Annotated in this window: 13 protein-coding genes; 8 read left to right on the top strand and 5 right to left on the bottom strand. The window is 41.8% G+C overall.

All coding sequences use genetic code 11. From position 1 onward, the window contains the following. Both F6J99_RS32360 and F6J99_RS32355 read left to right on the top strand, forming a co-directional pair. Positions 1-1,580 (top strand): glycosyltransferase family 61 protein (locus tag F6J99_RS32360; RefSeq protein WP_293119162.1); only part of this gene is annotated, 1,580 nt, incomplete at its 5' end. Between the two features lie 132 nt (positions 1,581-1,712). Beyond that, a complete protein-coding gene (locus F6J99_RS32355; protein ID WP_293119160.1) occupies positions 1,713-2,237 on the top strand; it encodes a hypothetical protein in 525 nt (174 codons plus the stop codon). Between the two features lie 279 nt (positions 2,238-2,516). Here the strand turns inward: F6J99_RS32355 and F6J99_RS32350 are convergent, their stop codons facing one another. Further along, on the bottom strand, positions 2,517-2,687 hold the full coding sequence (locus F6J99_RS32350; RefSeq protein WP_293119158.1) for a hypothetical protein: 171 nt from the start codon (positions 2,685-2,687) through the stop codon (positions 2,517-2,519). Between F6J99_RS32350 and F6J99_RS32345 the strand changes: the two genes are divergently transcribed. From F6J99_RS32345 to F6J99_RS32335, 3 genes are all read left to right on the top strand, one after another. Further along, complete coding sequence (locus F6J99_RS32345; RefSeq protein ID WP_293119156.1) at positions 2,686-4,143, top strand: tetratricopeptide repeat protein; 1,458 nt, start codon at positions 2,686-2,688, stop codon at positions 4,141-4,143. The genes F6J99_RS32350 and F6J99_RS32345 overlap by 2 nt on opposite strands. An 8-nt stretch (positions 4,144-4,151) precedes the next feature. Then, entirely contained in the window at positions 4,152-5,801 is a 1,650-nt protein-coding gene (locus tag F6J99_RS32340) for a tetratricopeptide repeat-containing sulfotransferase family protein (RefSeq protein ID WP_293119154.1), read from the top strand. A gap of 527 nt (positions 5,802-6,328) precedes the next feature. Beyond that, a complete protein-coding gene (locus F6J99_RS32335) occupies positions 6,329-6,553 on the top strand; it encodes a hypothetical protein (RefSeq protein WP_293119152.1) in 225 nt (74 codons plus the stop codon). On the opposite strand, the gene F6J99_RS32330 is transcribed toward F6J99_RS32335, so the two are convergent. Further along, positions 6,550-6,675 carry a hypothetical protein gene (locus tag F6J99_RS32330; RefSeq protein WP_293119150.1) on the bottom strand — a complete coding sequence of 42 codons (126 nt, stop codon included), beginning with the start codon at positions 6,673-6,675 and terminating at the stop codon, positions 6,550-6,552. The two genes, F6J99_RS32335 and F6J99_RS32330, sit on opposite strands and share 4 nt — an antisense overlap. A 371-nt stretch (positions 6,676-7,046) precedes the next feature. On the opposite strand from F6J99_RS32330, the gene F6J99_RS32325 reads away from it, so the two are divergent. After that, a complete protein-coding gene (locus F6J99_RS32325; RefSeq protein ID WP_293119148.1) occupies positions 7,047-7,205 on the top strand; it encodes a hypothetical protein in 159 nt (52 codons plus the stop codon). A gap of 34 nt (positions 7,206-7,239) precedes the next feature. Here F6J99_RS32325 and F6J99_RS32320 read toward each other — a convergent pair whose 3' ends face one another. From F6J99_RS32320 to F6J99_RS32310, 3 genes are all read right to left on the bottom strand, one after another. Next, a complete protein-coding gene (locus F6J99_RS32320) occupies positions 7,240-8,385 on the bottom strand; it encodes a DNA cytosine methyltransferase (protein WP_293119146.1) in 1,146 nt (381 codons plus the stop codon). A 223-nt stretch (positions 8,386-8,608) separates the two neighbouring features. Continuing rightward, positions 8,609-8,857 carry a DUF29 domain-containing protein gene (locus tag F6J99_RS32315; RefSeq protein ID WP_293119144.1) on the bottom strand — a complete coding sequence of 83 codons (249 nt, stop codon included), beginning with the start codon at positions 8,855-8,857 and terminating at the stop codon, positions 8,609-8,611. Positions 8,858-8,891: 34 nt separating this feature from the next. Then, positions 8,892-9,080, bottom strand: a complete 189-nt coding sequence (locus F6J99_RS32310; protein ID WP_293119142.1) for a DUF29 family protein — start codon at positions 9,078-9,080, stop codon at positions 8,892-8,894. Positions 9,081-9,708: 628 nt separating this feature from the next. Between F6J99_RS32310 and F6J99_RS32305 the strand changes: the two genes are divergently transcribed. Together F6J99_RS32305 and F6J99_RS32300 are read left to right on the top strand one after the other, a co-directional pair. Continuing rightward, a complete protein-coding gene (locus F6J99_RS32305; RefSeq protein WP_365974691.1) occupies positions 9,709-9,882 on the top strand; it encodes a helix-turn-helix domain-containing protein in 174 nt (57 codons plus the stop codon). Continuing rightward, on the top strand, positions 9,806-12,274 hold a 2,469-nt coding region (locus tag F6J99_RS32300; RefSeq protein ID WP_365974685.1), incomplete at its 3' end, for a dynamin family protein. The genes F6J99_RS32305 and F6J99_RS32300, both read left to right, overlap by 77 nt.

Genomic DNA, 12,274 nt, shown 5'->3' with positions numbered 1-12,274 from the left:
AAGCCCTCTGGCATCAGCACTTAGAAGAGAGCAAGCTCAGCGGTAAGCTTGGTAGTCTCGGAGTCTTGCCGATAGATAACGTGCCGATAGATAACTATACTGCTAAGCCGAAAGATAACTATAGTGCTAAGCCTCTCACCTCCCAACCCCCTCACCGGATCAAGGGAATTTATGAAGCGACTAGAGACTGGTATATAAACACAGAGTGCCATGGCTGCTACTACATAGAGGTACCTTGGTCAACCATCGATAAGGATTGGCAATATACGGGATCGAGGGAAATTGAAGTTTCTGTGAACCATGGTTTACAGGGCAATGGTTTGCCAAAGGATCTCAACACCATGTCCATGGTAGCGCCACCAGCTTCTGCCCTGGCTCCTATATCTGTTGAAGCCAGACAGTCCCAGTCTCAATCCCAGTCTCAGTCCCAGCCTCAGTCCCAGTCTCAATGTGGCGGTGTTACCTGTAACCGATGTATGAGACGACTGTGTAACCAGTTTGAGTCCATTCATCTAGGCAATAGGGTCTATCAGTGTAACCCACCGGAAACACTGTCTGTGGATTCCCCTACTGTTTTTGTGGCGACTATCCCACAAGGACGGGCTTGGATTGCCCCCCAAAGCAGTTACTGGAAGATTTGTAATGGCATCGCCATCATTACCCCAGATGATTATTTGCTATCTGACGTCTCTCGAAATTACCCATGGTATTTACCTGGATGTCAGAATTATGACCCCAGAAACCATATAATCTTTAGTCTGGATCAGATGCCGCCGTTAGAGTACATTGATGGCACAGTAGCGGTTCTATCTGGACTATCGGGACATGGCTACTACCACTGGATGTTTGATGTCCTGCCTAGAATTGAAATCCTACGCCGCAGTGGGATAGATTTCCCTAAGATTGATTGGTTTTTGATCAATACGCCACAGCAACCCTTTCAACAAGAGACCCTCAATTGCTTAGGCATTCCCCCTAACAAAATTATCTCAAGCGATCGCTACCCCCATATTCAAGCCCGGGAGTTAGTCTTACCCTCCTTTCCCGGACATTTTGATTGGGTACCGAAGGGTACTATTAACTTTCTCAGACAGACGTTTCTACCGCAAACTCTCGAATTAAGATACCCAGAGCGTATATACATCACTAGAGCTCAAGCCAGACATCGACAAGTTCTTAACGAAACTGAGGTCAAGGAGCTGCTATCCCAATTTGGTTTTATTACCATTGCCCTAGAAAGCCTGTCTGTGAGGGAACAAGTTGCTTTATTTGCTTCTGTTAAAGCAATTGTTGCTCCCCATGGCGCTGGTTTGACCAATACGGTATTTTGTCGCCCTGGTACTCAAATCATAGAACTAGTCTCACCCAGTTATGTGAGAACAGATTACTGGATGATTAGTCAACAACTGGGACTGAAACATTATTATGTAAAAGGAGAAATTTTTGACTGTCAACCTATTCGAAAATTAATGTATACTAGCTCACTAACAGAAGATATATTAGTTAACCTAGATTCCCTTCAATCAGTAATTAAAATTACTGGTCTAAATCAGCTAATATCAAGGGCTTATAACCAATAAGGATGCAAATAATGCCATTTAAATAAAACTATTTGAGAATCAAAAAAACTAAGAGTGTGGCAAAAAAAAAATTAATAAATTATAGTTTATATGTAATATCAACTAGGATAAAGAAAGAAGGAGTTATAGTAAATGTCTTCTATTGTTGCTGACCCAGATGTTGAAGTTATCCCAACTAATGAAGATGGCTTCGTGATTTTAGGACCAGAGGATAAGCCAGTTAATGTTGATGGGAGCGATGGTCTAGATGTTATTCAGACTGGTGATCAAACCGATGACGTTAGTGGTGGTGACGGAGATGATGTGGCCCTGGGTGGAGCAGGAGATGACAAAATCACTGGCGATCAAGGCGATGATGTGGTGCTGGGTGGAGAAGGAAATGATAACCTGATCATAGGACCAGGCACTGATGTGGCGATCGGAGGTCCTGGAAATGATACATTTACCTTCGAGTTTTTTGACGATGCACCGGATATTATTACTGAGTTTAAGTCTGGAGAAGATCGGATCGTGATTCCAGGGGTTAGTGACCAGACTAACGTGACTTACGATTCGATCACTGGTGAGCTAAAAGTTGATGGGCAAACCATTGCTCAATTGAGTTCAGGTTTGGATGTTGAAATTAATCAAACTGACGATGGTTTTGAGATACTCTAGTAGATCAGCAATCAGCAATCAGCAATCAGCAATCAGTAATCAGTAATCAGTAATCAGTAATCAGTAATCAGCTATCAGCAATCAGTAATCAGCAATCAGTAATCAGTAATCAGTAATCAGCAATCAGCAATCAGCAATCAGCAATCAGGTTATGCTTTACATCCCAGCGTCCAAGCCTGCGACACGATACTGCTAGAAGCCTGTGCCACGATAGTTGAGGTGCCAAAGACCAAGCGCTGACGGCTGACCGCTGACCGCTGACTGCTGACCGCTGACCGCTTAATGCTTGATTTGAGTGGTGAACATAACTTTAATTAGGAAAGGTAACAGGCAAGAGGCAAGAGGCAAGAGGCAAAAGTTAATCAAGTAGCGCTCCATCCCGATTCCCGATTCCCGATTCCCGATTCCCGATTCCCTGTTGCCTGTTCCCCGTTCCCTGTTCCCTCTCATGTACACTTACTTAACTGAAGCAATTACCGCTTGTGAGCAAGCTTTGGAAAGTCCATCCCCAAATCGAACTGATTTTGCCTCGACTTGCCGAGTTTTAGGCAATATCTTGCAAGGGATGGGTCGGTTTGATGATGCAATTTTCTGGCACTCTAGAGTGTTCGATGACAAACCGAATTTAGTACAAGTCTATGCTAAGTTAGGAAGTTTATACACCAGTCAACAACAGTGGCAGCAAGCGATCGCATCCTACTACCATGCTATACGCCTCCAGCCAGATTTTGCTGAGGCTTACTGGAGTTTGGCAGAAATCTATTCTCAGCTGGGGAACAAAGACGAGGAAATTGAGTGTTGGTATCAGACTCTGAGCCTGAAACCCAAATCAGCAAAGGCTCAGGGGCATTATAAACTAGGGAAAGCGTTCCTGGGTCAGGGTAAACCGGATCGAGCCATTGCTTGTTTCCAAAATGCGATTGAGCGTGACTCCAGCTTATGGGCAGCTTACTACGAGTTAGGAGAGTGTTTGATAGCCCAGGGGAAGTGGGATAATGCGATCGCATGTTATCGTCAGTTAATCGACCTTGACCCAAATCAAGCTAAGGGGCACTATAAAATAGCTGGGATTTGGCTCAAACAAGGAATGGTGGACACAGCGATTGCAGCGTTTCGCCGCTCGATTGAGGTTGATCCAAATTTCCCGGGAGCTTATCGAGAATTAATCCAACTGTTGATTCAACAGCAGAAGTGGGATGAAGCGATTGTCTCATGCCGTGCGGTAATTGCTACAGTCGGTGACTATCCCTGGACTTATGTTAAACTTGGGGATGCTTTGGTAAAAAAAGGTGAGTTGACCGAAGCCTACACTTGTTATCAAAAAGCTGCTCAATTGCGGGGTTGGGATCAGTGTGCTCAGAAGGATTATCGATTCACCGAGGATAGGTTTACGTTTAAAATTCCGGTCTGGGAAAAACACTTGCAGCCCCTAGCTGGTGTGGCTGATGCTCAGTGTCTGGAAATTGGGAGTTTTCAAGGTAATTCTGCTTGCTGGTTACTTGATAAAATCCTGACTAACTCTTCAGCTCGATTAACCTGTGTTTCGCCACACTTTCAGGAAGAGTTTGCTGCTAATATCGCTAAAACTGAAGCAGCGGAAAAGGTGACTAAGTTAGAGGGAAAACCTGAGCAGTTGCTTAATTCCCTTGATAGCAATTGCTATGATTTAGCTAACATTCGCGACAGGCGTCACAAAGCTACCATTGCTGAGCAAAATGCTTTACTTTGTTGGAAGCTGCTCAAGGTTGGGGGGCTGATGATCGTTAATAACTATGGATGGAGCAATTCTGCTAAACCACAAGAAGCGCCTAAAATTGGGATTAATAGGTTTCTAGATTCAGTTAAGGGTCAGTTTGAGATTTTGCATCAGGCTCGCATAGTGATTGTTAAAAAAATAGCTTCTTAACGGTAACGATGTCAAGGGATATCAAGCAATCTTCGGGTCATGATCACGACTCTGTTGACCCAACCGAGGGCCAGCTCAAGGTGGTGAAAATTCAATTAAAGTTGGCTAAAGACCATGCTAATCGGGGTAGTCTGTATGCTCAACAGCAACAGTGGCCCGAAGCGATCGCATGTTACGAAAAAGCGATCGCTATTGACCCCAAATTTGCTGGAGCTTACCGTAACTTGGCTCGGGTTTTTGCTAAGACAGGTCAACGGTTGGAAGCTACGGAGTGTTGGTATCAGGCTCTAACCCTAGAGCCGAATTGGGCTAAACCAGAGGAGCATGTTAAGTTGGGCAACAGGTTGTGGTCTCTAGGCAAACCAGACCAAGCCATCACCTGTTATCGACAAGCGCTTCAGTTGAAGCCCAATTTACTCCAAGTTTACTATCGTCTGGGGGAGATACTCAAATCCCAGGGAAAGATGGAAGATGCGATCGCATATTATCAACAGGCGGTCGAGAATAATCCCCGAAATCACCAAGCCATCAACTATTATCGACAAATAGTCGATAGTAATCCCAACCCTAGCGCTAAAGATTATCATCAGTTGGGTCAACTCCTGAGAGGGCAAAGTCGATTTAAAGAAGCGATAGAGTCTTATCAAAAAGCGATTGAGCTTGACCCCTGTTTTAAGCGAGCTTATGTAGACCTACAGTACACCTGGATTGAATCAGAGCAGTTAGAGCAACTTATCACCTTTTATCGACAGTGCATCGAACGGGAACCAGATTTTCCTCTGGCTTGGGGTAATTTAGGGGATGTGCTAACCGAGCAAGGGCAACTTCAGGAGGCGATTAGCTGTTACCAAACTAGCGCTTACAAAAAAGCAGTTGCATCCAATCCCAACCTTGCCGAGGTTGACTGGAAACCTAAAAAAGAACATGGTCCAGACTTCGTTATTATTGGAGCGGCTAGATCTGGGACATCTTCATTATATATGTATCTGAGTCGTTATCCACAAATTATATCTCCTCATAAAAAAGAGTTAAATTTTTTCAGTAAATATTATAATCAAGGGATTGATTGGTATCTCGCCCATTTTCCATCCATTACCGACACTCCTAATTTCTTAGCTGGGGAAGCAAGTCCTAATTATTTTGACTGCACTGAATCTGCCCAACGGATGTTTCAGTTTTTTCCCAAGGTTAAGCTCATTGTTTTATTAAGAAATCCCGTTGATCGCGCCATCTCTTGTTACTATCACAATTTTTATCATGGTCGAGAAAAGCGCAGTCTAGAAGATGCCTTAGCTCTAGAGAAGCAACGACTGGAAAGTTTGACAGAATCAGAACTATTACAGATTGGATATCGACATCCAAATAATTTGTTAGGAAGTCTTTATGTCTATAAGCTAAAACGATGGATGGAGATTTTTCCAAGAGAACAATTTTTAATAGTCAAGAGTGAAGACTTCTATAGCAATCCCAAGACTGTCATGAGTACCATCATTGATTTCCTGGGGTTATCTGATCAGACGTTTTTTCAATATCCCAAATGTAATGGTAGGTCTTACACTCCCATTAGTCAAGACTTGAGACAAACCTTAAGTGAATTTTTCAGACCTCATAATCAGAAGTTAGAAGAGTATTTAGGAATGTCATTTAATTGGAATTAGGCTGGTTTTGATTGGAATTTGTTATGGCAGAAAGGGAGTAGGGAGTAGGGAGTAGGGAATATGGCATCAAAATTTTATCAATTATTACATGAATTGCTATATTATCTATCAGATATAATCAAAAAATATGTAATCATGCGATGGGAACAGCTTTTCAATAAAATAACCTGACAGCTGACAGCTGACAGCTCACGGCTCACGGCTAAATCCTGGGCGTTGCTGATTCTGGGTATGGTTTCGCCCCCCTAGCCCCCCAATTCTGGGGGGAACAAAACTCTTAAGCGATGCAGCGCGGTCTTGGGGGTTTCCCCCATGAGCGACTGCATCAAGACAAGTCCCCCAAAGTTGGGGGATTTAGGGGGCTTTAATAAAACCAGATAATCGCGCATTCATTCCTTAATTCAGCAACGCCAAATCCTAAAATTGATTCTCAAATTACCTCCCCAAAAAAAAATCATAAAAACCCTTGACAAGTAAAACTATAATCATTACAATAATCAATATAAACATTATTGAGGTTCTTAACCATGCCTCAAAACTTTCTCCCGAATCAAGACAATAATCATGATGATTCTAAGCAAAAGAAACAACGTATTAAGTACATTAAAGGCTCTCCTGAAGGAGTCACCAAGACTATTTACTCCCTTTCTGCACTCGGGTATGGGTCAGTTTCCGACTGGAGCCCTTTGCAGCCAACGGGAATTCCAGGGCAATTAATTAGTTTTGCAAGCAAGTATTCGACTTGGCGTTAATAGGTTAGGTTAAATTTCTGGGGGGGTTTCCCCCCGGCAAAGGCTCCGGTCTTTTGGCTTAGCGTGGCCTTTGCCCAATGAAATAGGATCACATCCGGATTGATTCGGAAAGTGAGAGACATGACATAGTGTTTACTTAAATAGCCGTGGATAGTATTTCTACGGCTATTTTTTTTTGCTTTTTAATTTAATCCAATCGGCAAGCTAAGGATTATCAAGGGAGCATGTTACCTTTGTAATTATGTACATAGATCCCCCCTAACCCCCCTTAAACAAGGGGGGAATTAGATTCAAAATTCCCCCTTATTAAGGGAAACCAAAGGGGTTACTGAATCAGGGATTAACAAAACTGACCTGCTCCCCATCTCATTTTTGCAGACCTGGGGTGCATCTCACTTTTGGAATTAGGCAAAAATTCTAATAAAATCTCCAGACTTGCCGCGCCCCCGCCCCGCGCCCCACACTGCCCACACTTCCCGTCTTTTTTACAAATATGAGATGCACCCGCAGACCTGGTGGTGCGTTACGGGACCTTCGGGTCGCACCTGAGGTACACAGGATTTTTTCACTCTTGCCTCTTGCCTCTTGCCTCTTGCCTCTTGCCTCTTGCCTCTTGCCTACTCCCTGCTCCCTGCTCCCTGCTCCCTTTTGATATCAATCCTATATTTACAACTTACATAAAAATGCTAGATAACCTTGACTAAAGAATTAGCGATATGGTGACTTAGTTCTACAGGTACAGCATTGCCGATCTGCCTCATTGCTTCTGTCCATGAGCCGAAAATTTTATAATTATCTGGGAAAGTCTGGATGCGCTTAGCTTCATAAGTGGTATAATAGCGGACTCGACCATCATGATAACGAATCATATTTTCTCCTCCAGGTACACCATGATCTCCTGCCTTTAAAGCTTTGGAAGGCATATCAATGTAACTGCCAGTATGTCCAGGATAAATTCTTGCTCCCTTTCTTAAGACATGCTCAAGGTCAAAACTACCTAATGAATCAGGTTCTGGCAGTTTTCCAATTTGGTCTCTAACTGTTTTCCAGGGTTTTAAAGATGGCGTGAATAGAGTGAGTTGTTGCTTTAGCCGATTAACTCGTTTCTGAGTTCGTTTATCTAGATGTTCAGTGGTTGAAGGCTTTATTCCATGCTTATCCCAATAATCATAACTAACGAATTGTGACCAAAGTAACCCATCGAGAGAATGAGTTTTTTTCGGAAAAGACCATTGGATAGTTAAATCTTCTCTGATGCCAACAATGAACACCCGTTCCCGCCGCTGAGGAATGCCATAATCGGCGGCATCAACTAATCGAAAAACCACCTTGTATTTTACCCCGTCATAGTTACCTGAGGTATGGATTTGTTCCAGTCTCCTCAGATGATCATCCCAGTCTTCCCAATCCTTCCGGTCAACATCAGGATAAATCAATCTTAAAATAAGGTAGTCAAAATATCTGGCAAAGGATTTTCTCAGAAGACCTTTGACATTTTCAAAGATAAAAACTTTAGGAATACAAGTGGTTATTGCCTTACAAACATAGGGAAACATATCTCGTTGATCCCTATCCCCCTTATGCTTACCCCCCATGGAAAATGGCTGACAGGGAGGTCCACCTGCAATCATGTCTACATAACCAAACTGATTAAAATCGAATTTACGAATATCTATATTGTGAACAAGCTTGTCACTGTAGTTATGGGACAAGGTTTGACAGGCATTTTTATTCCAGTCAATAAAAGCTTTATGTTGGACTCCAGATAGCCGAATACCTGTGGCTAGACCCCCCGCGCCAGCAAATAGCTCTAAGCACGAAATTTTAGACATTTTCAAAAACGCTCTGGGAGCGGAAGTTGATGGACTGGAGTTTGATTAAAAAAGCGAATTGTGTCTTTTATTATTTTATCAAAATCAGGAGATACATAGAGGTGCTTAGAACGTTCAAAAACACTCATATAGGTAGATATTAAGACTAATAATCCCAATCATAACGACACTTTATTATAGTGCGTTCGCGTAGCGTGGCCAACGGCCAATCGCATAGGATAGGTCAATCTTGATATAAAATATCAGAAGTGAAAGGACAATTCTGAGGGAAACTAACAGATGGATAATTCCTGCTCACCTTTTTCAGTGGATATTTGTAGCAATCGGAAAAGACCGATTCAAGATAAGGCTTGAGGCTAGGAGATTCAGACAACAGAAGATTAATCTGTTCTCTTTGTTCATCGATGGTATTTTCCCAGCCTCGATAATCAGGCTCTGAATCTACGTACTGCCTTTTTAGCAAATGTTCCATCAAAACCTTAAGTCTGATCTGAATCTCTCTTCTTTTACAACCACTGGCAAGATGCCAGTTCCACTTTTACCACCACTGGCAAGATGCCAGTTCCACCTAAGGATGCTATCTCCTCAATTAAATTGTCTATATCCAACTCATCAAAGTTTCTTGTTTTGAGTTGCTGGCAAGTTGTCTCAGTCCACAGAACGAAATCCTGATCATACAAGTCACTATTACTCATTGCTTGTTCATCCTTTTCTATTTTTTTTTGTAACGATCAGAGCCTCTCCCGTTTTCAGATAAAACTGTCGGCAAAAAGTAACGCTCCTCTTGAGGCTTCCAGAGAATCGATAAGCAGCATCGAGTCAACTAATCAAGGGGCATCTCATAGTTGAAATATTCTCCTTTTTTATCCTATATCATGTCAGGATAATTACCCTTAATAAAAATCTCCCCATCTCCCCATCTCCCCATCTCCCCACCCTCCCCACCCTCCCCGCGCCCGGGCTCCTTAATTATGGGTATTCAACCAAACTTGATATGAGGGGGTTTGGGGTTTGGGGGAGCTATAAAACCCCTGGGCTTAAGGAAGCTTAGCGGGGGATATAGCCTTTACAAATGAGTTGTAAAACTAGATTATAATTTTTTATCATCAAAAAAAATGCTGTATTCCTTACTAAGGTTACCCTATCCAGAGTTTTATGTTCCCTAAAGCGTTTAATCCTATGTTTACATCTCAAATAAAAATGCTATACATGAACTCCCGCAAGTTAAGTTAAGTTACTCAATGTCACTTAACTTAACAATTAAAGGTGTTTAGCTTACCAGTAAATAGTGTATAATCACTGGATACAGCTTTTCAACGGTGAATACTAACACTCAACTACTGCTACCGACTCTACCCCGATGCTACTCAACAGCAAAGGCTGATTGAGTGGATGGAAATCTATCGGACGACCTACAACTATGGGTGGCGAGAGATTAAAGATTGGTGTAACAGTCGGAAGGAAAAAAACGACTCCCATAGCTTTGGATGTTTTTGATTCATCTGTTATTAATGTGACGCAAGGAGCAGAGGTAGAAGCAATGTATTCTGGAGACTTGAAGCCTGATCTTGAGGGTTTACAACAAGACGTTATTACACGACTGAAGGAAATCAGTGGCCTGATGATGATTGCTAGTGAAATACTAGGAGAAGGGAGTTTACGAAAAAAGTACACTGAATTTAAGCAGAAAGTAGATACTGCCAAACAGCAGGTGGAAAATCTGGAATTAGTCATGTCGATTATCGCGCCCATGAAGGCAGGTAAGTCTACAGCTATCAATGCGATTGTTGGGCGGGAACTTCTGCCTAGCCGCAGTGATGCCATGACCACACTCCCTACAGAAGTTGTCTTTAAAGCTGAATTAGAACAGCCAATTTTGAAGTTGAGTCAATCAGTAGTTTCTGTGTTTAGCAAGACAATTGCGGCTTTGCAGAGTAATCTTCAAGAGTTGGACACTGACCAGATGAAAAGGATCAGGGCTAAATATGGACATCTGAATTACTTATTTAAATTATTTGAAAAAATCCCAAATCAGTCTTCACCTTCACTAGTCCTTGAACAGGAAACCCCTGGCTTTAATGACATCCGGGAAACCCTGACTGCTTTGAATGATATTATCCGTTTGTGCAGCCTGATAGATGGAGTTGAAGATCCTATTGGTGAACTTCTCGGTCTTGAGTCTCCGCGCATTGAAACTCCCTTTTGGCAACAAGAAGATGCTCAGGAAACTGCAAAAGTCGGTAATCTAGTAATTATTGATACCCCTGGCTCTAATGAAGCTGGACAAGAGCAGAGACTAGAGACTGTGATCAGAAAGCAGATTGAAAAAAGTGCAGTTGTTTTGATTATGCTAAATTTTGGCAGAATCGGCGCAACTGATAACGATAAAGTTAAAATTGAAGTTGAGAACGTAAGAAAGTTACAAGGTAGAGGGAAGGATAACCTATACGTTTTGGTAAACCAGATTGACAGACGTGGAAAAGGTTCCAGGACTCCTGAGGAAGTCAAGGAGTTTGTCAAAGAGGCATATGGTATAGGTAATTCTGGTGATAATAAAGATACAAATAGGGTTTTTGAAATATCAGCTCACTGGGCACTGTTCTCTGCTAATTTCTTTCTTCGAGGACTAGATGAAAATGAAGATGCAGCTAAAAATGATATCAAAATCCGACCAGATATTGCCAGAGATTTACTAGGAGCAGAGTGGGAAGAAGATCTTGAAAATGCCTCTTTGGAGGAACTGGAACGTAAAGTTAAGAGGCTGCGAAAAAGATCAGGTTTTGATGAATTTATTAAGAAAGCAATTGAGGATTTAATGCTCTTTGCAGCGCCTAAATCCATGAAGGAAGCACTTCAAGAAAGTGGCAGCTACTTAGGGGAGGTTACAACGGATGTAGCATTTACTAGAAATGCTATTGACAAAAATTTAGAAGAAATACAAAGCCAAAAAGATGCCTTACAATCTAAAATAGATAGTATTGATGATTGTCACAATAGGCTTCAAATACAAATAAATCAAAAACAGGAAAAACTTAATAACAAACTAGAGGGACTGATTATTCCCCTAAAGGAAGCAGCACGAGTGACTAGTAACGATTATTTTTCAAATGATCGAAAGAAAGCCTTGAAAAAATGGATTGAATTGGTGCGTAAACAAGATGTAGCCCAAGAGATTGTAAACAAGATAATCGACGAGTTTATTTCTTTTGAGGCATGGATTAAACAGAAGTCAAGTTTACAGTTCAATTGGAAGGAGGTCAATGGTAATAATGATTATTCAGTTGAATTCTCAAGTAAAGCAGATGCAGAAGAATTTGCTAAACTGGCACTTTATTACGCAACTGGAAGAACAGAAAAGTTATTTGACAGTATTCGTAACGCGACCAAACAAGAACTAGAAAAATCCCTTCAAGAGTTGAGAGCCTTATTAGATAGTGAGACAAAGCCAATAATTGAGGAGGCGAAGGAGCAACTATCAAAAGCCTTCAAAGATGCGGACATTCCAGAAAAACCCCCAGTTCCAGAACCAGACATAGACCTAGATTTTATTCAAATTCCTCAAGTAAATGATTCGCCGCAGTTTAAAGACGTATATGAATTTGACAGACCATTTTATTTTATTTGGAAAGTTATTCAATACCTGTTTATGATCAGAAAAACAATTAAAACACCTAAAAAAATAGGTGAAACATACACTGTGTCCCTGGAAGAATTAATATTTTATATTAATCAATTAATTGATGAAAACATTGACAGAATTTATCAGGGAAGTAAACAGTACATTATTGAACAATTTGAAAAGGATACTTGCAAGCGAAACCACGCCCGAAGCATCAGAGCCGCTGTTGCGAGCCGTACACACGCTGAATGGTGCCATCGCGATGGTGGA

It is taken from the genome of Moorena sp. SIO4G3 (assembly GCF_010692305.1).
GTDB lineage: Bacteria > Cyanobacteriota > Cyanobacteriia > Cyanobacteriales > Coleofasciculaceae > Moorena > Moorena producens_A.
Note: the sequence above shows the minus strand (reverse complement) of the source record. Positions and strands in the feature narration are given on the sequence as shown.